The sequence below is a fragment of the Aquimarina pacifica genome (genome assembly GCF_000520955.1).
GTDB classification, from domain to species: domain Bacteria; phylum Bacteroidota; class Bacteroidia; order Flavobacteriales; family Flavobacteriaceae; genus Aquimarina; species Aquimarina pacifica.
Map to the genome: position 1 here is coordinate 63,786 of NZ_JACC01000027.1, position 22,463 is coordinate 86,248.

The 22,463-nt window shown below is 33.2% G+C and carries 22 protein-coding genes; 6 read left to right on the plus strand and 16 right to left on the minus strand.

The features are described from left to right. Position 1 precedes the first annotated feature (1 nt). From DZ60_RS0114170 to DZ60_RS0114215, 9 genes are all read right to left on the minus strand, one after another. On the minus strand, positions 2 to 1,369 hold the full coding sequence (locus DZ60_RS0114170) for an aldehyde dehydrogenase family protein (RefSeq protein WP_025742702.1): 1,368 nt from the start codon (positions 1,367 to 1,369) through the stop codon (positions 2 to 4). A 43-nt stretch (positions 1,370 to 1,412) separates the two neighbouring features. Continuing rightward, the gene (locus DZ60_RS0114175) at positions 1,413 to 2,345 is read right to left on the minus strand and encodes a sterol desaturase family protein (RefSeq protein ID WP_025742703.1); all 933 of its coding nucleotides are present in this window, start codon (positions 2,343 to 2,345) and stop codon (positions 1,413 to 1,415) included. A gap of 157 nt (positions 2,346 to 2,502) precedes the next feature. Further along, positions 2,503 to 2,928 carry a VOC family protein gene (locus tag DZ60_RS0114180; protein ID WP_025742704.1) on the minus strand — a complete coding sequence of 142 codons (426 nt, stop codon included), beginning with the start codon at positions 2,926 to 2,928 and terminating at the stop codon, positions 2,503 to 2,505. A 55-nt stretch (positions 2,929 to 2,983) separates the two neighbouring features. After that, positions 2,984 to 3,940 (minus strand): YybH family protein, encoded by a 957-nt coding sequence (locus DZ60_RS24720; protein WP_081740500.1) that lies wholly within the window; start codon positions 3,938 to 3,940, stop codon positions 2,984 to 2,986. A 207-nt stretch (positions 3,941 to 4,147) separates the two neighbouring features. Then, complete coding sequence (rluF, locus tag DZ60_RS0114195) at positions 4,148 to 5,017, minus strand: 23S rRNA pseudouridine(2604) synthase RluF (RefSeq protein ID WP_025742705.1); 870 nt, start codon at positions 5,015 to 5,017, stop codon at positions 4,148 to 4,150. Positions 5,018 to 5,112: 95 nt separating this feature from the next. Further along, positions 5,113 to 5,952, minus strand: coding sequence for an alpha/beta hydrolase (locus DZ60_RS0114200; RefSeq protein ID WP_025742706.1), 840 nt, complete (start codon positions 5,950 to 5,952; stop codon positions 5,113 to 5,115). Next, positions 5,952 to 6,317 carry a cupin domain-containing protein gene (locus DZ60_RS0114205; protein WP_025742707.1) on the minus strand — a complete coding sequence of 122 codons (366 nt, stop codon included), beginning with the start codon at positions 6,315 to 6,317 and terminating at the stop codon, positions 5,952 to 5,954. Before DZ60_RS0114205 ends, DZ60_RS0114200 begins: the two co-directional genes overlap by 1 nt. Positions 6,318 to 6,322: 5 nt before the next feature. Further along, positions 6,323 to 6,889 (minus strand): hypothetical protein, encoded by a 567-nt coding sequence (locus DZ60_RS0114210; RefSeq protein ID WP_025742708.1) that lies wholly within the window; start codon positions 6,887 to 6,889, stop codon positions 6,323 to 6,325. Between the two features lie 19 nt (positions 6,890 to 6,908). Next, on the minus strand, positions 6,909 to 8,444 hold the full coding sequence (locus DZ60_RS0114215; protein ID WP_025742709.1) for a helicase HerA-like domain-containing protein: 1,536 nt from the start codon (positions 8,442 to 8,444) through the stop codon (positions 6,909 to 6,911). A 114-nt stretch (positions 8,445 to 8,558) separates the two neighbouring features. Here DZ60_RS0114215 and DZ60_RS0114220 point away from each other — a divergent pair, with 114 nt between their 5' ends. The 3 genes from DZ60_RS0114220 (at position 8,559) to DZ60_RS0114230 (ending at position 11,402) form a co-directional block, all read left to right on the plus strand. Beyond that, positions 8,559 to 9,008, plus strand: coding sequence for a RidA family protein (locus DZ60_RS0114220; RefSeq protein ID WP_025742710.1), 450 nt, complete (start codon positions 8,559 to 8,561; stop codon positions 9,006 to 9,008). Positions 9,009 to 9,172: 164 nt separating this feature from the next. Next, positions 9,173 to 9,802 carry a 7-carboxy-7-deazaguanine synthase QueE gene (locus tag DZ60_RS0114225; protein ID WP_025742711.1) on the plus strand — a complete coding sequence of 210 codons (630 nt, stop codon included), beginning with the start codon at positions 9,173 to 9,175 and terminating at the stop codon, positions 9,800 to 9,802. Positions 9,803 to 10,904: 1,102 nt separating this feature from the next. Next, on the plus strand, positions 10,905 to 11,402 hold the full coding sequence (locus DZ60_RS0114230; protein ID WP_025742712.1) for a DUF192 domain-containing protein: 498 nt from the start codon (positions 10,905 to 10,907) through the stop codon (positions 11,400 to 11,402). 47 nt (positions 11,403 to 11,449) lie between these two features. Here DZ60_RS0114230 and kynU read toward each other — a convergent pair whose 3' ends face one another. Beyond that, positions 11,450 to 12,742: a kynureninase gene (kynU, locus tag DZ60_RS0114235; protein ID WP_025742713.1), complete on the minus strand. Its 1,293-nt coding sequence runs from the start codon at positions 12,740 to 12,742 to the stop codon at positions 11,450 to 11,452. A 127-nt stretch (positions 12,743 to 12,869) separates the two neighbouring features. Here kynU and DZ60_RS0114240 point away from each other — a divergent pair, with 127 nt between their 5' ends. Beyond that, complete coding sequence (locus tag DZ60_RS0114240) at positions 12,870 to 13,517, plus strand: O-methyltransferase (RefSeq protein ID WP_025742714.1); 648 nt, start codon at positions 12,870 to 12,872, stop codon at positions 13,515 to 13,517. A gap of 118 nt (positions 13,518 to 13,635) precedes the next feature. On the opposite strand, the gene DZ60_RS0114245 is transcribed toward DZ60_RS0114240, so the two are convergent. The 6 genes from DZ60_RS0114245 to DZ60_RS0114270 form a co-directional block, all read right to left on the minus strand. Next, positions 13,636 to 15,147 carry a S8 family peptidase gene (locus DZ60_RS0114245; protein ID WP_025742715.1) on the minus strand — a complete coding sequence of 504 codons (1,512 nt, stop codon included), beginning with the start codon at positions 15,145 to 15,147 and terminating at the stop codon, positions 13,636 to 13,638. 483 nt (positions 15,148 to 15,630) lie between these two features. Then, positions 15,631 to 15,924: a Sec-independent protein translocase subunit TatA/TatB gene (locus DZ60_RS0114250; RefSeq protein WP_025742716.1), complete on the minus strand. Its 294-nt coding sequence runs from the start codon at positions 15,922 to 15,924 to the stop codon at positions 15,631 to 15,633. Between the two features lie 88 nt (positions 15,925 to 16,012). Then, positions 16,013 to 18,328 (minus strand): M1 family metallopeptidase, encoded by a 2,316-nt coding sequence (locus tag DZ60_RS0114255; protein ID WP_025742717.1) that lies wholly within the window; start codon positions 18,326 to 18,328, stop codon positions 16,013 to 16,015. Positions 18,329 to 18,391: 63 nt separating this feature from the next. Continuing rightward, entirely contained in the window at positions 18,392 to 18,901 is a 510-nt protein-coding gene (locus tag DZ60_RS0114260; protein ID WP_025742718.1) for a DUF6702 family protein, read from the minus strand. A gap of 95 nt (positions 18,902 to 18,996) precedes the next feature. Next, a complete protein-coding gene (locus tag DZ60_RS0114265; RefSeq protein ID WP_161634424.1) occupies positions 18,997 to 19,752 on the minus strand; it encodes a peptidase associated/transthyretin-like domain-containing protein in 756 nt (251 codons plus the stop codon). 95 nt (positions 19,753 to 19,847) lie between these two features. Beyond that, positions 19,848 to 20,636: a peptidase associated/transthyretin-like domain-containing protein gene (locus DZ60_RS0114270; RefSeq protein ID WP_025742720.1), complete on the minus strand. Its 789-nt coding sequence runs from the start codon at positions 20,634 to 20,636 to the stop codon at positions 19,848 to 19,850. Positions 20,637 to 20,735: 99 nt separating this feature from the next. Here DZ60_RS0114270 and pepE point away from each other — a divergent pair, with 99 nt between their 5' ends. After that, on the plus strand, positions 20,736 to 21,443 hold the full coding sequence (pepE, locus tag DZ60_RS0114275; RefSeq protein WP_025742721.1) for a dipeptidase PepE: 708 nt from the start codon (positions 20,736 to 20,738) through the stop codon (positions 21,441 to 21,443). 11 nt (positions 21,444 to 21,454) lie between these two features. Next, on the plus strand, positions 21,455 to 22,369 hold the full coding sequence (locus tag DZ60_RS0114280; protein ID WP_025742722.1) for a glutaminase: 915 nt from the start codon (positions 21,455 to 21,457) through the stop codon (positions 22,367 to 22,369). Positions 22,370 to 22,463 lie beyond the last annotated feature (94 nt).

Consider the following 22,463-nt stretch of genomic DNA (forward strand, 5'->3'; position numbering starts at 1 on the left):
ATTAACTAAGAAGTCTTTTAATCCACTTTAACTTGTTTTTAGTATATGGGGAATACTTTAAATTAAGTTCTATTAAGAAAGATTTTTGAAGAATACTTTTTTGGTGAGAAAATGTTTCGAATCCATAGCGTCCATGATATTGACCTATCCCACTATCGCCAACACCACCAAAAGGCAGCCTAGGTTCACTAAAATGCATAACAGCATCATTAATTGCTCCTCCACCAAATGAAATCTCATCGAGGACTTTCTTTTTTATCCTATTACTTTTAGTAAACACATAACAAGAAAGGGGTTTTGGCAGTTTCTTTATTTTTGTTATTGCCTCCTCTATAGACTCAAAGGAAAGTACAGGCAAAATAGGTCCAAAAATCTCCTCCTGCATTATCTTATCAGAAAACTCAACGTTAGTAAGAAGCGTCGGAGGTATACTCCTCTTTTCGGCATTATAATCACCCCCTAAACTTATTTTATCTGGATTATCCAAAAAACTAACAAGGCGTTCAAAGTTCTTGTCGTTTACTATTTGCGTATAATTATGGTTCTCCACCTGATAATCTGTGTTTAAAATTTCAGTTTTCATGGCTTCCAAAAAAGTTTTGTGCACACTTGATTCGACCATTACATAATCAGGAGCAATACAGGTTTGTCCGGCATTAAGAAATTTGGCCCAAACCAATCTTTTTACAGTCATAGCCATATTAACATCTTTGGTAATAATAGCAGGACTTTTTCCTCCCAACTCTAGGGTAACCGGTGTAAGATGTTTTGCTGCTGCTTGGTAAATAATCTTTCCTACAGGAACACTCCCGGTAAAAAATATTTTATCGAACTTAATTTTTAATAAATCTGTGGTTTCCTGCACCCCACCTTCTATCACCTTAAAAAAATTAGGATCAAAGTTTTGATTAATCAGCTTTGCCAAAGTAGAAGCCGTATTCGAAGGGACTTCGCTTGGTTTAAGTATAACTGTGCAACCAGCAGAAATAGCGGCTATAGCAGGACATAAAGATAACTGGTATGGATAATTCCAAGCGCCAATAACTAAAATAGTTCCATAAGGCTCCGGAATAATATAGCTTCTTGCAGGAAGATTTGTCAAACCAGAAAATACTCTCTTTTTTTTAGTCCATTTCTTAATTTTGGATATTGCAAGATCTATATCATGATAAATGATAGACAACTCTGTAGTATACGTCTCAAATTTCGATTTTTTAAAATCTGAATAAATAGAAGAGTACAATAGCTCCTCATTTTCTTGCAAAACACTTCTAAGACGCCTAAGTTCCTTTATTCTAAAAGATACATCCTTAGTTGTATTTGTATTAAAAAAATGGCGTTGTTGCGCTATACAATCTTCGTAATTCATGAAACTCGATTTTAGGGATTCCGAATTTCAAAAATACGGTTTTTTATAAGGCTTGTTGTTTTTTTAGCTCAAGCTCTTTTTGCATTTGTTTTACCGTCATTGTACTACCATCATGACTCCATCCTGGAGGACCAAAAATATACATGAATTTATGATACCAATTTTTTGATTTTTTGGTATCATTCCAGATATCCTTGTATTCGTGTGTTAGAATAACCCATGGATTATATGAATTAGGCGCATGAGTTACCCCATATTGAACATCTATGTTTTCATCAAGTTCTTTCCAGGTACCAAATATTTTATCAAAAATATTAAGAAAGCCTCCATGATTCTTATCCATATATTCTACATTCTTTGCATGATGTACCTGATGCATCGTATGTGTATTAAATATCTTTTCTATGATTCCCATTTTAGGAATATACACAGAATGTAATTGAAATTGCCATAAAGCCTCGATACCCAGACAAACAACTACCATTTCTGGCGGAAAACCTATTGCTGGCATCCACATATAAAATAAAGGTTTATATAACAAGGTAAACCAGCCATTACGCACTGCTGTTCCTAGATTAAAATTATCAGATGAATGATGAACGATATGCGCTGCCCACAAGGCACGTACCATATGATTCTGTCTATGAAACCAATAGTATGTATAATCATCTGCCAATTGACATAACAACCAAACATACCAAGCATATCCAAATGATTTCCAACCCATTATGTTAGTACGTACTCCGTCAATTTCTGGATTAAAAAACTCGTATACATAATGAAAAAGAACAATCGAAAAAGCCGTTTTGATTAAGGGTCCCAATATAGCAGACCCTACCCCCATAGTTAAACTCGCTTTAAGGTCTTTCCAATTATAAAGATCCTTATGATCATGTGTTTTGCTATATGTAAGTTCTAATAATATGAGTCCTAAAAAACAAGGCACTCCATAGACCAAAGGGCTGGTAAAATCCATTTTCTTATATTGAGTTTATTCCGGGGGCGGAATATAGTAAGAATTTCTTAGTATACCTTTAACAATCGAAGTGTAATTAAAGAAAAAGCACAATTTTAACGATTGTCTAAAAGAAAAGCGCATATTTATATAAAATGATAATAAAACATTAGACGAATTATTTCTCAAATAATTGAGAAGGGTCTTTAAAAGACTTAAATTCTAAGGCATTACCACATGGATCATAAAAAAACAGTGTCGCTTGTTCTCCTTTTTCTCCTTTAAACCTTATATATGGTTCTATAACAAACTTAATTTTTTTCTCAGAAAGTTTTTCTGAAAACTCTAGCCATTTTTCCCATTCTAATATCACCCCAAAATGAGGAACAGGAACATCCTTACCATCAACAGGATTACTATACTTGTTTTCTAAGTCAGACTTTGGTTTATAATGAAGAACTAACTGATGTCCAAAAAAATTAAAGTCGACCCAATGGTCACTGCTCCTCCCTTCTTCGAACTCTAGGATTGTGCTATAAAAGTTACGGGCAAGTGGTAGATCATTTACCGGGATTGCTAGATGAAACGGAGAGAGAGTTTTCATAATTTTTTAAAGAAATATAACATACATTTATTCGAAACATTAAATACAGTTTTACCTATTGTTTCACTCGATTCCATATATCAAGATACATTTTCCATTGATTATTTATTTTTTTCCAGACTACGACATATTTCCCTTTATAAACCAACTCAGAACCATCGTTATTTTTATTTTTGCCTTTATAATAACCGTAGTCATGTGCCGTATCACCAAGAATAATAATCTCTTCTGGTATAATCTCATGCTCAATAGGTACATAACCAGAAGCCCCCGACCATCTTTTCTTAATGGCCTCGTACCCGCTAATAATTGACGTATTATTTGGGAAAATTTTTGCATCCTCGGTATACGATCTTGCTATTGCTTCGTAATCCTGTTTAATATATGAAGCAGAAAATGCTGCAGACAAACTTCTTATCTGCTCTTCATCTGAGAGTGTAGAAGTATCTTTTCTTTTAACACAATCTATTTTCCAGGTAGGAAATGATATTGTTTTATCCTTATTAGTCCATTCTCCTAGCCATTTAAAACCTTTTTCATTTATTTCATGAAAGGTAATTTTAAAAAAACCCTCCATTCCGTTAGGAGCATTCTGTTTTTTATATAAAATTATCTTATCCCCTTTTTTATTTCCTTCCCATGTCCCCAAAGTAGTAGAAGGGGTCGCTGATGAATAGTAATGAACAAACCATCGACTACTATCTGCAATAAATTGACGTATGCTACCCGAATGCTTACCATCTTCCTTTATCGTTTGGTCCTGTACTGCCATACCATTCATGATATACTTGAACTCCCATGTCATTTTAACGGGTTCTGCCCATGTCTGATCTTGATTTCTTGTTTGTGAGTTACAATCACAAATACCAATCATAGGCGCATAATCCTGTATTTCTTTTGGAGCGTTCGGATTAGGTTTTCCGAAGGGATACGCACCTGTAGGTTCATAGGTGCCTTGGGATGTTATAAGACCACAAATAAGTAAAAGTACACTTAAGACCAATGTTTTCATATCATTACATAAAATTGATTCGACATGAAATTTACTTATTTTGAAAATTAAATACTTATAGAACAAAGTAGATTAAGATATTATTAACATGCAAAAGACAGGTCCTCATTCAATTTTATACTCAGCAAACTGAAAAAACTAAAGGGATAACTCAATAACACTTCAGTAATCATAAATCACACAAAAAACCTATGTATAATTATACAACTAATTCATACGGTCTCTGCGCTTTCTACTTGGCGATTTGGGGTTATTTTTTTTCGAAAAATCACCTTTCGAATTTGACTTAAAAGTAGAATTCTTTACAGAGCTTTTTTTCTTTTTTTGATCCGAATTTGTTGTTAGCGAATACTCCTTAGTCTTGCCTGAATCTGTAACATCTTGATTGATAATTTCTAATTCTTTCTCTGAAAAATAACGCCATTCTCCTACAGGAATATCCAAAGAAATATTCATTATCCGCACTCGCTTTAGTTTTATCACTTCATACCCCAAATGTTCACACATTCTTCGGATTTGCCGGTTTAGGCCTTGGGTAAGAATAATTTTGAAAGTATACTTATTAATGCGTTCAACCTCGCATTTTTTTGTGATTGTATCAAGAATAGGAACTCCATTTGCCATACGTTTGATAAATTGATCGCTAATAAGCCTATCTACAGTAACAATATATTCTTTTTCATGATTGTTTCTTGCTCTAAGAATCTTGTTAACAATATCACCATCACTAGTCAAAAAAATAAGCCCTTCACTTGGTTTATCCAATCTTCCGATAGGAAATATTCGTTTAGGGTATTTTATATAATCAATGATATTATCTTTTTCTTGCTGTGAGGTAGTACAAACAATCCCTACGGGTTTATTAAAAGCTAGATATACATGTTTTTCTTCAGAATTAGTGATTAATTCGCCATCAACATGAACTTGATCTCCTGTAGCAACTTTGGTCCCCATCTCGGGCACAACACCATTAATAGTAACTCTACCTTGATCAATAAGCTTATCTGCTTCCCTTCGGGAGCAATATCCTACTTCACTTAAAAATTTATTGAGTCTTGTTAAATTAGATTCTGACATAGTAACAAAAATAGTCTACAAATATAGTGTTTATACAAGTGCATACCATTTCTCACATAAAATCAATTATAGTGGGAGCGATGTTTCGGCTTTTATTAATCTTTTAAAAAATCTAGAATCATACGATCTACTTCCGGAAAAAACAAGGAATGACCAAATCCTTCTGTCGGAACAAGTGTAACATTTTTCCAATGTGTGCTAATTGCTTCCGCTTCTGTATAAGGTGTTATATCGTCTAGTTTATCATGAATCAATAATCCCTTAATAGTAATTTTTTTCGAAAAATCGGCCGACGAAAACTCATCAAAATAGAAACCATGTTTCTCTTTAAAATATTGATCTAAGGCTTTCATAAATTTAGTAGAAAACCTAAGCACTTGTTGATACTCTTGTACCATTCTGGATAATTCTGAAGGAGGTGCTAACATGATTAACCTATCAATTTCTTGACTCGAATGAATGTATTGATGAAAAATGGTGGTCATTCCTCCCATAGAGTGGCCAATTACATAATTAGGACGATATAACTCTATGATTTTCTGAAGACACTCTGCGTTTAGCGGAATGTTAAATATCTTTCCAGATGAATTGCCATGTGCAGGTGCATCATAAGCAATGACGTTATACCCTTGTCTCTGTAATTTTTCTATGAGCTCTCTCCAACGAAACGAATTACTTTCCCACCCATGAACTAATAAAACAGTTTCACCCATACCAGACCATCGATAGGTTTGGACATATACATCTTTTACAAGAACAACTTCATCTTCTGCTTCTTCAAGAAAATATTCTTGCTCTGGCAAAACACTCCCTTTTCTGGGAGTACAAAACAACACATATGCCTTTCTGAGCGCCTTTTTTTTATTAAAAAAAAAGAGGAATTGGATATATTTCCCAATGATTACAGGTAGTTTTTTTTTATATTTTTCTTTCATTAATCTTCACGATGAACTGCCTCCATAGTAAATGCAGGAAGACAAATGGCAAGATACTCACATTCTTCATTAAAAGGGTTAGAATATTGAATTCTTGTATGTTTTTTTATTTTTATGGATTGTCCAGCTTCTAATATTATTTTTTCATTATCAATAAAGAATTGTTTTTTACCTTTTATGATATATGTATACTCATCAAAATCAGGAGTCTGAAAAGGTTCACTCCACCCAGGAGGTGCTATCATATGAGCGATACTAATATTAGAACTTTTATCCGACGCCATTCCAAAATGTTCTTCGATTAGCTTACCATCTGTGGTAGGAACTACAAAAGGTGATTTCTGAATTGTATATTTTTTACTCATACCTTTTATTTATTATCCCAATGAATCCAAAAATGTTTAATCTTTGCAGAATCAGGGATATCTGTATCAGTTATCTTAGCATCTGTACTTGTTTGAAACTTAGCCGGTAATTCTTTCTTACTAATGGTAAAATAAGCCTGAATACTATCGACAAATATAACCGCAGTACTTAACGTGTTATTAATTTTTGAAATTGTGTAGTACTCCTTAATATCCTTAAAAACACTTGTAGAAGATAAGCCAGAAGCTGTTTTGTATCTAGGGTCAATTATTTGGATATTTTCTATGGTAGAACTAGGATCAGACTCCTCATGAGCTTCTAGCACTAATAGTTTAGCTCCACCTTTTTCATATATCTCTATTTCGTTAGACGCACTTATTAGTTGTTCTTCTCCAATTCTTTTTACAATTGAATCATTAGCAAAAATAGAATCTAAGTCTCTAACACGCGTTTCATGAGTCAAAAGCCCTACCTCATTGATGCCAATCTCAAAAGGATCTTGTTTTACTTCTTTATTACAGCTGTAAATACTTATCAAAACGAATAGGATGATAGAAATTCTTTTTATCATAATGAATTATGTATTAATTTTACTTTAGTAGTTTATTAAGTACCCCCAAAGCACCTCTTATAAAAGTAGCACTTGTAAGTACTTTTATAATTGCTTTTTCTGTAGTACTTGATTTTCTGCTTGATTTTCGAGAACTCGACGAGCTCTTATTTAATTTTTCTCTTTCTTTCTTTGCTTTTTCTTTTGCCTCTTCTGCTTCTGCTTTTTCAATTTTTTTATTCAATAACTCATAAGCACTTTCTCTATCTATTTCTTCATTATATTTAGGTATTAACTCTGATTTTTTTAACACAGCTTTTAATTCGTTATCACTTAGTATATCCATTCGACTCATCGGAGCCCTCAGCATAGTAGCTGCTAATGGTGTAGGTCTTCCCTTTTCATCTAACGCAGACACCAAAGCTTCTCCAATCCCTAAAGAGGTAAGAACTTCTTTGGTATCATAAAACTCAGAAATAGGGTAATTCTCTGCAGTTAGCTTAATTGCTTTTCTGTCTTTTGCTGTAAACGCTCTTAGCGCATGCTGAATTTTTAATCCTAATTGGCTCAAAACCCCATCTGGTACATCTGTTGGATTTTGAGTCACAAAATACAACCCTACTCCTTTTGAACGTATCAACTTTACGATACTCTCTATTTGACCCATTAACGCATTAGAAGCTTCTTTAAAAATTAGATGTGCCTCATCAAGAAAAATAACCAATTCTGGTCTACCACTATCTCCTTGCTCTGGAAAAGTTCCGTATATTTCTGCCAATAGGCTGAGCATAAAAGTCGAAAATAGTTTTGGTTTATCTTGTATGTCCGTTAATCTAATTATATTAATAATACCCCTACCATTTTCATCAATGCGACATAAATCTTGAACATCAAAAGAAGTTTCCCCAAAAAACAAATCAGCTCCTTGTTGTTCTAGCTCTACAATCTTTCGCAAAATCGCTCCAGTTGATGCTGTAGATATACGTCCATAATCTTTTTCAAGCGTCTCTCTTCCCTCTTTTGTTGCAAATTGTAGTACCTTTTTAAGATCCTTAAGATCTAATAACGGCAATTTATTATCATCACAATACTTAAAAATTACAGAAATAATTCCTGCCTGAGTAGAAGTAACATCTAGAATTCTAGATAACAGAACTGGTCCAAACTCACTAACTGTAGCACGAAGTCGAACTCCATCTTGCTCAGACAAGCTTAATATCTCTACGGGAAATGCTTTAGGGTCAAAAGGTATTCCTATTTTTTCATGGCGCTCATCAATTTTTGCATGCCCAGGACTTGCTGCTGCAATACCACTGAGATCTCCTTTAATATCCATTAAAACTACAGGAATCCCCTGCTCACTCAAATTTTCTGCAATAACTTGTAATGTTTTTGTTTTACCAGTACCCGTAGCACCTGCTATCAACCCATGACGGTTTAACGTTTTGAGAGGTATCTTTACATGAGCTTCAGTTATTGTTTCTCCTTTATGCATTGCAGCCCCCATTGTAAGGAAATCCCCTTTTGTTTTGTAACCTTCATTGATATGATCAAGAAATGCCTGATTATCGCTCATAATTTGATATAATTTTTCATAAAAATAGCAATCTTAATTTTTCTATTGAAATTATACGTTATTTTTAATACAAAGTAAAAAAAATTACTAACCTATAACAACTCATAAAACCATATGAAAAAAGTTATATCAATTGGTTTACTGTTCCTATTAATAAGTTGTAAACCAAATTCTCCAACTTCCGAAAACTCAATAATTTTTCATAAGACTCATGAACCAAAAAAGGCAAATGCGCCATTTTCTGATGCTGTACAAGTAGGTAATTTATTCTTTTTATCAGGACAAATAGGCATAAATCATACAACAAGAAAACTTGTTGACGGCGGTATAGAAGCAGAAACAAAACAAGCTCTTGAGAATATCAAATCCGTCCTAGAACAACATGATATGAAAATGGACAATATTGTTAAGTGCACAGTCATACTATCTAACATAGAAGATTTTGCTTCTTTTAATAAAATATACAAAATGTATCTACCTCAAAAACCCGCACGAACTACATTTGCGGCTTCTGGATTAGCACTTGGCGCAAAAATAGAAATCGAATGTATTGCTGCTAAATAAATTGTGTAACCAAAAACACCCAAAATACTAACACGTGATCAAGAAACCACTATTTTTAACTGAAATCAAAAAAGTGTAAACCACTTCATAGTATCAGAATTATCTAAAAATCCGAATTCATAATCATAACTTGATAATTTATTATTATTTACCTTTGCACCCTTATGCAAGAGAGTGTACAAAAATTGGTAAACATGGGTAAGATGCTTCCTTTAATGGAAGAATTTTATACTATTCAGGGAGAAGGGTTTCATAAAGGAACAGCTGCGTATTTCGTAAGGATTGGTGGCTGCGATGTTGGTTGCCATTGGTGTGATGTAAAGGAGAGTTGGAACGCAGAATTACATCCCCCTACAGATACAGATATTATTATCACAAATTCTCTTAGGCATAGCAATGTAATTGTTGTTACAGGAGGTGAACCATTGACATGGGATATGAACCCTCTAACTAGAGGTCTTAAAGAAAAAGGTGCACAAACACATATAGAAACCTCTGGTGCATATCCACTTACTGGAGATTGGGATTGGATTTGTCTTTCGCCCAAAAAAGTAAAACTTCCAACAGAAGAAATTTATTCTAAAGCAGATGAATTAAAGTGCATAGTATACAATAAAAATGATTTTGAGTTTGCAGAGCAACAAGCATCAAAAGTGCAAGATAATTGTATACTGTATCTACAACCAGAATGGAGTGTACGGGAAAAAATAATTCCACTTATAGTGGATTATGTTATGAAAAACCCAAAATGGAAAATATCTCTACAGACTCATAAATATCTCAATATCCCATAGTGAAACACCTTTTTTTAACGGGTTGCTGACGTTTTACAAAAATATACAAGTATCTAGCATTTAGAGTTTTACGGAAAAACCATATTGTCATTGACAAATTCCCTTGAGCTCATTTTTAACTTGAAGGAAAAATACTACAGACTGCTTTCTACTTAACATTTTTTTATAGTTTTTTAACTATGTTTTTCAAACTTGTATCGAAAACAGAATTTTTACTTTTGTTTTATTTTATCTAACTATCAGATATCCTTAATTTTACCCCAAAATCATTTAAATCATAATTTTATGGGACAGTTTTACACAACTTTTGGATTAACTTTTAGATCAGTGCTTAATTTTATTAAGGAGTTACCTGGTGCATCTCTTTATGCAATGCGCAGATAATTAAGAGCTACTTGATTTGATTAATTCTTAGAAAACAGAACTCTAAATTAGCAAAAAACTCAACTCATTTTTGACAAACCTGTAAGTTTTTGTGCTTGTCAAAATACTTTTATATATCATTGCTAAGGATGTAGTTCTTTTTTTTATTTTCAAATTTTAAAGTAGACACGATCATTACGTTAAATTGTGTCATTAAGTTAAAGGAAAAATTAAACCTTATTAGGCTTTTTACTATCGACCTATTTTTAGTATTATGCCTAGATATTTACATCAAATTTTTATTAAAACTTTTAAAGTTTTGTCCCCCAAAATAATTCTTTAACAATCGTTTTCAAAAAATAGAATATAGGGCTGTTTAACCTATAACTTAATGACATTGATTTTTTACCCATCTTATACTTCATAGACTGGGGTTTATTAAATATAGTTTACTAACTATATATACACTACAGCAATAATAAGATTATTGTTCGATCAAAAAATTTATTGAGACCTTCTTTATCTTAAGGTATTTTGCTTTACCTCTAAAAACTAAGGCAAACACTCTGGTTTCTGATCAATCGTAGCTGAACTACCTTAAAAAATTAGTGAAACACATGTTTTTATAATTTTCTAAGCTTATTTAAGAAGCTATAGTACAGACAATAGCTAAAAAGTTTCTCTTCCCACTTTCGAAATGCATCTATTTTATCTACTTTTATTTTTTATATCAGAACAGATGAAAAAAAGCATTCTTATTTTATTTATACTTACTTCTTTTACCACATTATTATCTTGTAAAACAGAGTCTCGAAATGATCAAAATCTCGTTAAAGAAATCGTCTTTACCAAAGAAGGAGAACTCTCAATATTCGGTAAAAGTAATTCGGAATTCAATATTATAACTGAGTTAGATATAGAATTAGCTGATGATGAGTATCAAATACAAACTGGTCTTATGTATCGAGAATCTATGCTAGATAACCAAGGAATGTTGTTCGTTTTTCCTGAGGAAGCTCAACGATCTTTTTACATGAAAAACACAGAATTCTCTCTAGATATCATTTTTATTGATGGTCAAAAGAAAGTAGTAAGTATACAAAAAAATGCTAAACCTTTTGATGAAACATCTTTGCCCTCTTTAGAACCCGCACAATTTGTACTAGAAGTAAACGCTTCACTTACCGAGGTCTGGAACCTTAAGGTTGGTGATTCTATTTCTTTTACCAAAATGTAATTAAGTAACCCAAAAAGACTGATAAAATCAGTCTTTTTTGCTATAGATTATACTTTCTTACTTCTACTTTCTAAAATAGCTTTTTTAAGTATCTGTCCGAACTCAAACATGTCCTCATATGAGCAATAGAAAGGAGCCGGGGCCAATCTAATTACATTAGGTTCTCGCCAATCGGTAATCACTCCATTTTTCATCAGATAATCAAATATTTTTCTCCCTTCGCCATGTAAAAATACCGAAAGTTGTGTACCTCTATCTTTTTGGGAAGAAGGTGTTATAATTTCAAAATCACTATCTGACTCAACAGCAATTTCCTTTAAAACATAGGTTAGAAAGGAAACCATAAGATTTCGCTTTTTGATAAGGGAATCCATACCAACGGTATCAAACAATTCTAAGGAAGCCAAGTAAGGTGCTAATGCCAGAATTGGAGCATTACTCAATTGCCAAGCATCAGCATTGTTCATAGGCTCAAACTCTGGTTTCATAAGAAAACGAGTTTCTTTGCTTGTTCCCCACCAACCTTCGAATCTATTAATATTTTTTTGTCCGTGAAAACGTTCATGTATGAAACAACCAGATGCATTACCCGGACCACTATTCATATACTTATAGCTACACCAAGAAGCAAAATCTACATTCCAATTATGTAGTTCTAATTTTATATTCCCCGCTGCATGAGCTAGATCCCACCCGACCATTGCTCCTACGGCATGTCCTGCTTCAGTAATAGCCTTCATATCGAACACTTGTCCTGTATAATAATTCACACCACCTATCAGCAACAAAGCACACTCATCACCTACTTCCTCTATAGTATCAAGTATGTCTTGAGTCCTAAAATTGTGCTCTCCTTCTCTTTTTTTTATTTCTACAATGGCATCTGTATGTTCATATCCATGAAATCTAACCTGGCTCTGCAATAAATACTGATCACTAGGAAAAGCCTTTTCTTCACAAATAATCTTATAGCGTTTCCCTTGGGGCCGATAAAAAGAAACCATTAATAAATGAAGATTCACAGTCAAGGTATTCATAACTGTAATTTCTTGAGGTTTTGCCCCTACAATTTTACTAAGTGGTATTGCTAAACGCTCATGATAATCCCACCACGGTTTTTCTGCATAAAAATGTCCTTCTACCGCCAAATCTGCCCAATCCTTCATAACCTCATCAACATATTTCTGCGTATTCTTAGGTTGAAGGCCCAATGAATTTCCCGCAAAATAAATTACTTCTTTTCCTTCTACTTTAGGGAATAAGAATTGGTCTTTATATGCTCTTAATTCATCTTTTTGATCTAATTCTTGAGCAAATTCTCTAGTATTCTCGAACTGCATTCGTTGCTTTTTACATCAAAAATACACAATCTCCTCTTTAAACACCTAAAAAATAATTTGTATTAGAATTAGACAGTATAATCTTTTATAGACTAAAGTTTTTTTAGTTTTGTAAAAAAATCACACCATGCATTTTATTCCTGAAGAATTAGACACCTATGTGGTAAAACACAGTCAAAAAGAACCCGAATTATTGCAACAATTAACAAGAGAGACGTACCAAAAAATACTTCAGCCCAGAATGCTAAGTGGCCCCTACCAAGGTAGAGTTTTAAGTATGTTATCTAAACTGGTTAATCCAAAAAACATCTTAGAAATAGGGACGTATACAGGATATTCTGCATTATGCTTGGCAGAAGGCATGCAAAACAATGGGGCCTTGCATACCATTGATATAAATGAAGAGTTAGAGGATTTTCAGAGAAAATATTTCAACCTTTCGCCTTATGGCAATAAAATACATCAACATATAGGAGACGCTACTAAAATCATTGACTCTATTAACCTAACATTTGATTTGGTTTTTATAGATGCTGATAAACCAAACTATAGCAATTATTTTGAATTGATAATTAACAAAATGAATCCAGGTGGCATTATCCTTTCTGATAATGTATTATGGAGTGGTAAGGTGATTCAAAAAATTAAAAAAGATGATATTACTACTAAAGCGTTGTTAGACTACAATAAACTTCTTGTAGAAGACGAAAGAGTAGAAACTGTGCTATTACCTATACGCGATGGTCTAACCATCAGTAGAGTTACATCAATCTAATTTGCCTGTGCGTGCGTGAAGAACATCGCAGAGTTTCCTTTTAATAAAAAAGCTCAGTTATTTTGCTTACACAATAACTGAGCTTTTTAAGGTAATCTATCCATTGGGGGATGGGAGATTATTGTACCGCTTTGAGCGCGTCTATATTACCATATCCAAAATCACTATCTGGATTAGGGTAAAACTCTCCGGCTTGCTTTAATTTATTAAGTACTTGATCTCTTGACATACTTGGGTTTGTAGCCCATACCAATGCTGCAATACCCGCTGTTGTAGCAGTTGCTATAGAGGACCCACCTGCATAAGATTTATCACCTGTATTAAACCCGATCACGGGTGAAGTTCTATCGGTATTTGCTGCTCTTTGCATTACAATAGTAAAATCAATTTTACTACCATCATGACAAATATCACAAGTATTATAGCCATTATCCTTTATTCCTGTCACTGCCACAGTTTCTGACATACTTGCAGGAAAAATGACACCATACCAATTGGTAAATGTGGTAGAAGTACCTCCTGCCGCAATAATCATTTTTCCTTTCGAATAGGCATATTTTACTGCATCTTTTACGTTACCAATAGACCAAGGGTATCCTACTGACATAGAAATAATCTTAACATCTGACCTATTTGCCAAGCTTTCTAACGCATTACTCACTCCTTTTCTCTCATGATAATCATTTAATACTACATCTTCTGTTCCTCTATATGCTACAAGATTACAATTATAAGCAACTCCTACCGGCATAAGATCATTGTTTCTTGGTGATGCCAACGCAGAGGCCATCTGCGTACCATGACCGCATTTATCATTTGGACCATCCGTACCACTAGCCCACCACCAAAAGGAGTCTATATATGTTCCATAACGTTCTACCGTTCTTCCTGAAGAAACGCCATCATTAAATCCATTACCCAACAAATTCTGACTTGCTGATATACCCGTATCAATTAGACCAACAGTAATACCAGCACCAGTACTATAGTCCCATGCTTGTGTCACATTGTGGATGTCAAAATTCCATGGTAACCAAGCATTTGGTGAAATCACTCTATAATCAGCACTGTTAATATTCTCTCCGCTTGTTACACACCCCGCAGATTTTTGCTGACTTACCGATACCTTTTCCTCTAGATACAAACCATATGAAGGATCCAAATAACGTATTTGCTCAGCATTTTGAAGAGCCAATATCGTTGTGAAATTTGATATTTCTGCATCAATCACATTCAACGTTTCATCTGCTAAAATTTTGTCGCTAGATTTTAGTAATCCCTCTCCCGATTGCACTAATGAAAGTACATTTTCTCTTGCAGTAATTAAGTTCGAGGATTTCTTACCAGGCTCAGAAAAACTTTGTCCTTCATCCCCATATCCAATACTCAAAATACCTTCTCCATGAACAACTGCACTCCATAATACATTTGTAGGTGCATTTTTCCATATTACATCACCATTTTGTTTCAATTCGCTTTCTATATAAGCATTAATTTCTGTTACAGAAAGTAGTTCTTGTGTTTTTGTATCCGTATTGCTGATACTTTGATCTATTATTTCGTTTGTGTCCTCATTAGTACATGATAGCACAAATAATAGTGTCATGACTATTAGTGTGAATTTTTTCATTTTTAGAATAAGATTTATGAGTTTGTGTTAAAAACTGTGTAATCGAAATAGCTAAGTTTTAAATTTTAACAATTACACAATTTAAATACTAATATATTAAATAATTATTAAATTTTAACACATTAACTTGTCAAAATAACAAAATCACAATTATCTATTTTCCAAAGCATGAATAACTTATATGATGTGCACTTCGGGTTTATCGTAAAGAAATTAGTAAATTTCTGAATATAAAAAGTAAAAAAACTGCGATCTGTTTTACCAAATAACAGTCATAAATTAATGATTAGTAGCTTTCATTTTCAACATACAGATAATGAAAGAGCATGCGCCATTACATCTCATAAATACTTATGCAAAAAGTAATTAATTCTACATCTTAAAAAACTTAAGGTATCTAGAAAAATAAGCGGAAAGTACTTGTTTCAAAATTGAACAAGTAAAATTAGTTTTTTTAAGCTATTACTGTACTGGGAAAGCAACCTAAAACTTACGCTTAATAGATCCGGTAATGTCATCTATCTCTTCTTGAACCTTACCTATTTCTTTTTTTACATCAGAAGTAATTGATGAAGTTACATCGGCATCAAGTCCATGCATATCTGCACTCTTTGTAATTTCAGTTTTGATGTCATTAGTCGCATCTTTTATTACACGCATTCCTTTACCTAATCCTCTTGCTATTTCAGGTATTTTATCAGCACCGAAAACCATCACCAATATAAAAACTATAAAAGCTATCTCTGTTCCGCTAATAAATAAGGGTAATACTGTCATAACAATGCAAATATAGGTAATATTATATATAAAAAAACCATTCAAATATACTTCGAATGGCTTCTTTTTATAGAAATTAATCAAGAAACTATTGTCCCTTAACTTTATTTTTAAATTGTTCGAATTTCCCCAATGTATTTTGTTGAGGCCAACTATTGTTAGAAGTATCAATATCCGCAGTTTCTTGTTTTGGATCTACAACAATTTTAGAAATAGCTTTTTCTGCTGCAATTGCTCTCTTAACAACATGATCATTTTTTCTCCATATTTCTGCAGGATAAGTAATAGTTTCTTTAGTCCCATCCTCATAGGTGTACTCAACAATTAGAGGCATCACCAGTCCTCCTGGTTTCTCAAAAGTAACCTCATAGAAAAACTTAGGTTCTTTGAGTTTTTGACGTTCTTCTGGCGAAAAATTATCCATAACATATTCTTTTAATGCTATTGGATCCTCAATAATACCATCATTTTTCTTTATTCTATTATATTGGTCACTACCTTCTTCTACCATTATTACTAAATCAGATGGGTTGGCAAATCGCAAACTCCTGCTAGTCGAAGCAAATTTCTGAGCATTAAGTGTAGGAACTTTTGAAACCACATACTTCTTAACATCTCGTACTCCTATATCTGTATAATCTGTAGTGTAGAACCATCCTCTCCAAAACCAATCTAAATCAAAGGCAGAAGCGTCTTCCATAGTTCTAAAAAAGTCCTCTGGCGTCGGATGCTTGAACATCCATCTTTGGGAATAGGTTCTAAATGAATAATCAAAAAGATCTCTTCCCATTACAGTTTCTCTCAAAATATTCAGTGCAGTTGCTGGTTTTGCATATGCATTCGGACCAAACTGATGAATATTGTTAGACTGTGTCATAATTGGCGACAACTTACTCTGATTACCGCTCATATAAGGAACAATTTTTTGTGCTGGTCCTCGGCGAGATGGATACTTTGAATCAGATCCCAATGCTTTTGGATACCACTCTCCAAAATCCTGTTCAGCAACATACTGCACAAAAGTATTTAAACCTTCATCCATCCATGTCCATTGACGTTCATCACTATTAACAATCATAGGGAAAAAATTATGCCCAACCTCATGGATAATAACACTCATCATTCCGTATTTAGTACGATCACTAAAATTACCATTCTTATCTGGTCTACCATAATTCCAACAAATCATAGGGTATTCCATTCCTTGATTTTTTGCGTGTACAGAGATAGCCTTATGATACGGATAATCAAAAGTCATTCGACTATATGATTTAAGTGTACTAGCCACAACTTTTGTTGACCAATCTTCCCACAGTGGATTCCCTTCTTTAGGATACATTGAGACGGCCATTATATCTTTTCCTCCAATCTTTACAGCCATCATATCCCAAATAAACCTTCTCGACGTTGCAAAACCAAAATCTCGAACATTTTCAGCTTTTAATCTCCATGTTTTCTTTTGACTAGAAAAAACTTTTTCTTTGGCTATTGCTTCCTTTTCAGTAACAATAACTACCGGAGAATCATAGGATTTTTTGGCCTTTTCATATCGAGTCAACATTTCTTTAGTAAAGACTTCCTTTCTATTCATTAAGACTCCGGTTCCATCAAGGATATGATCTGCAGGAACCGTAATATTTACCTCAAAATTCCCAAACGGTAAAGCGAATTCTCCTCTACCCCAAAATTGATGATTTTGCCATCCTTCAACATCATTATATACTGCCATTCGAGGATAAAATTGAGCGATCACATAAGCCCTATTACCATCCTCAAATTGTTCATATCCAGAACGTCCTCTTCCATTAACATGGTCATTTATATTATACCACCAGTCGATTGAAAACACAAATTTATCACCAGATGCTAAATGCTTAGGCATTTCTATACGCATCATAGTTCTATTTATGGTATATGTTAGTGGTTTTCCATTAGAATCTTTTACTGCAGTGATATTAAAACCTCCATCAAATCGCTCTGCCAAATACTTAGTAATAAAACCTTGAGGTGACGAGGCGGGATCAACTCCACTTCCTTCTATTAAAGGTGTTTTTGAATCTTTTGCTCGCATATTTTGATCCAATTGAACCCACAGAAACTCTAAATTATCAGGAGAATTGTTTGTGTATGTAATGGTTTCGCTACCCGATATTTTTTTATTTTTATCATCAAGCTCTATGTCCATTTTATAATCTGCCTGCTGCTGATAATATGCCGGACCTGGTGCCCCAGAACCAGTTCGATACATATTGGGAGTAGCAAATTCATCATACATTTGCTTAAATTTGTTCTTATTTGTATGTCCTAATTCACGTTCATTTTTCGCCGCTCCCTGATCTTGAGCATAGGTAACTGCTCCCAACATCAAAAAAATCGCCAAAAGGACTAAAAGTATTTTTTTCATTTAATTCATTTTGAGTTTATGTTTAGTCACGCAAATTACTTGTTTTTTAAAAGTTTAAATAATTTATTTACTAAACTTTAACATCCCGGTCTCTCTTTCTTTTTCAAGGATTAGACTTTTGCGCTTTTTTTCTTTCTTAACGTGAACTATATTTTGTTGTTCCTCAAAAAGATCCATCAAAACTTTATTCGTCACCTCTATAGTTTCTAAAGATGAAACATCTTCTACTTCGAGATAAAAAATAATAAGGTCATCTTCATATTCTTTGCCAATAAAAACAAAAGATTCTCTTTTTCCATTTACAACAAATACAAGTTTTTCATTAAGATAACTACTCAAATAAGCATCAACACCTTTGGTCTCTTTTCCTTTATCCAAAAAGATAGATTGGTCATACCTTTCTTTTAAAAGATCCTCGATATCATCTACAAAAACTCTTGTAATCACCTGAATAGAACTACTTTTAACATTAAACTCTACTTCTGTAACGCTAACATAAAATTTATGCCCATTAGTAAAAGAGCTAAGCAAAAATGTAAGAATAAAAAGAAATGTAAAGACAATTTTCTTCATTATAAAAAAATTATTAAATGATAAATGTAAATTAAATTTAGTCTTACTAGACAAAAAATCATACCAAACTTTGCAAAACCTACATTGAGTCTTGGTTACTCAATCTCCTTGTGTTTTTTATACGACACTATTTTTTTTTCAAAAAACTCGAGTAGAGCCAAACCATCGGGACTTCTTAGGAGTGGTTTAAAAGACACATCATTAGCACAATAGTACATAAAATCAGTAACTAACTCTTCGGGTAATTTTAAACTATCTATAAAAAAAGTTTTGTGAAGTGAATGTTCACCTTCTTGTACTATTTTTTTGAGGTCTTCTATCCTCTTTATTTCTTTTAATTTTTCTATTGCACCACTAAAATAATTAAGAGGACGGTCTATTATTCCGCTTTTTGCTGTCATAATTCTTCTTTCGGCCAAAGTTGGCTGGGGTCTATCACTAAAAGGAAGGCCTAATATTTGATTATCAACAAAAGGGGTAATTGCTACCATACTCATATCTTTTTTCAAATTACCAGACAACTTAACATTACTCATATTCACTTGATCTAATTGCTCAACACCAGACCTTAGTATAACAGTAATAATATCCTGCGATACTATATCTTGAGTCACCACAACTGACTTAGTTTCATATTGTACAGACGAAAAAACCAGAGAATCCCCTTTAACTGCGGGTATTTCGAAAAAACCATGATCATCATTCGTGGTTCCTATTTCTTGGGTGAAATTAATAATATTAATGGCGTATCCCTTTAGAGAATCCGCGATAATTTTTCCTTTAATAGCATTTGATTGTGCAAATATTTGAAAAGAAGAAAGTAAAAAAAGAAAAAGTAAAGATTTTGTCATATATATCATCTAACATAACCTTTACCTACCTCCTACATAAAGATTATCAGAAGAAAGACGATAAAAACACTATATAATTACAAAACCTTCGAATATTAGTGTTCTTTCAAAAACAAATTACTTTGGAACACCAAAAATTGCAATAGATCTAATTCTTTTCCCTCGTTAAAATAACTTTTGTTTAACCCATTACTTTCTGCGAAGAAAATAAAATCATTGATTTGATTGATTTCTAGAGCTAAATAATCTTTAAAAAACTGGTCATCATATACATCACGAATTCTAACATCTATATCTGTGGCATTCTTTTTCTTTTTAGACTTTTTTGTTTTATACGCTGCCTTAAAAAGATTAACAAAATTCAGACCATTAATCATCCTGTCCTCTAGCAATACTTTATTCTCTAAAAATGATAAATTATCCTGTGTAAAATCATAATGAATATCATTAACTATAGACGACGTTTCATCTTCAACCTCATTCAATCCTCCGACACTTACATCTATTTTTCCCACGTCAGCAGTAACGTTACCCAACAAATCGTAAGGAGTAACCACTACTTCTTCTAGTTGATTTACTGTTTCGTGTAAAAATATGTGTAATCGCTTACTGTCAACAACTCCCTTATCAACTAATATTATAAAATGTTGATATTGCATTGCAACTACCTCTATTCTATCATTGATTCCTGCATTAATCTTGAACCACCCCTCTTTATTTGTTATAGTACCCTTATCTGTACTTCGGTTATAGACCACAACACCTTCTACATTGTCTCCAATTGGGGCACTAATTTTACCTTCTACCATAACACGGGAGGTAATTTGAGCAAAAGAAATACTCACAAAAAAACACACAAAAAGTAGGGATAATTTTATTTTCATAGCAAATCGGGTTAATTTTATGTTTTAAGATACTACATTTTTTTCTCTTCTGAGAAGAATTGAGTATAAGAAAACGTTAAACTACTTTTATAAAAAATAATGGCAAACTGTATAATCGCAAGCACATCAACACTTCACGGGAGTGATCCTCTAATGTATCTAAAAGAATCCTTAGTAAAATTATACGCAGATTGCAAGGAAATACTTTTTATCCCCTATGCGAGACCTGGAGGGATTTCTCATGATGAATATACCATTGGTGTAAATAACATTTTCAAAAAAATAGATAAAAAAATTAGTAGTATTCATATGTTCGACAATCCCATTGAAGCGATTACAGATGCCAAAGGTATCTACACAGGTGGTGGAAATACATTTTTGCTTGTAGACCAACTACATCGACAAGGGATTATTGAACCACTAACAAAAGCTATACTATCCGGAGTACCCTATCTGGGAACAAGCGCAGGGAGTAATATCTGTGGTTTAGATATGAAAACAACAAACGATATGCCTATCGTTCATCCCCAAAGTTTTAAAACCTTAGGGGTGGTTCCTTTTAATATCAATCCTCATTATCTTGATCCAGATCCAACCTCAAAACACAAGGGAGAAACTCGAGAAACTAGAATAAAAGAGTTCCATCAATTAAACCCACAACCTGTTGTTGGGCTAAGAGAAGGAAGTTGGTTACGCGTAACGAATAGTGAAATCTTCTTGCGAGGCGGTTTATCAGCTAGAATTTTTGAAAAAAACAAAACCCCTTATGAACTAGAAAATGGAAGCTCTTTATCTGAATTAAATTAAAAGATGCTATGATAGACTATCAAAAAATACTTGATTCTATACAATCCGAATTATCTGTTCTACCTCATACAGGAAAAGTAGCCTCTTATATTCCTGAATTAGCACAAGTTGAATCCGAAAAATTAGGAATGCATCTGTATAGTATCAACTCAGAACATTACAGTTTTGGAGATAGTAATGAACTATTTTCGATACAAAGTATTTCAAAAGTATTTGCTCTTACATTAGCTATGTCTTTAGTAGAAGATAAAGACATATTTAAGAGAGTTGATGTAGAACCGTCTGGAGATCCTTTTAATTCTTTAGTACAATTAGAATATGAAAACGGAATCCCTAGAAATCCCTTTATCAATGCCGGAGCATTGGTCATTTGCGACATCCTTATTTCGATATTAAAAGACCCTAGAAAAGATTTTCTAGAATTTATCCATAAAATAACAGGAAATAAAACAATTAATATCAACACAAAAGTATATGAATCAGAAAAAGCATACAGCCACCGCAATGCGGCATTATTAAATTTGATGAAATCTTTTGGAAACATTACAAATAACCTAGAAACGGTTCTTGATTTTTATATTTACCAATGTGCAATAGCCATGTCTTGTAAAGATTTATCTACGGCATTTATGATCTATGCCAATGCAGGGAAAACCCTAAATAACCAAAAGATTATTTCGTTTCAAAAAACGAAACGTATTAATGCTATTATGCAAACCTGTGGATTCTATGATGAGGCAGGAGAGTTTAGTTTCAGGGTAGGATTACCAGGAAAAAGTGGTGTTGGCGGCGGCATTTCTGCTATTCATCCTGGGCAATATGCCGTTACTGTCTGGAGCCCTCCTCTAAACCCTAAGGGCAACTCAGAACTAGGCATGCATGCGCTTGAAGAGCTAACAACGTTAACTGGTTTTTCTATTTTTTAATATCACTGAGCATCAAATTGAAATAAGTTCCAAAAAAATTAATTTCATCAAAACTTTATTAAATTCTTTTTTAACACAAAATCATAGATGCTTA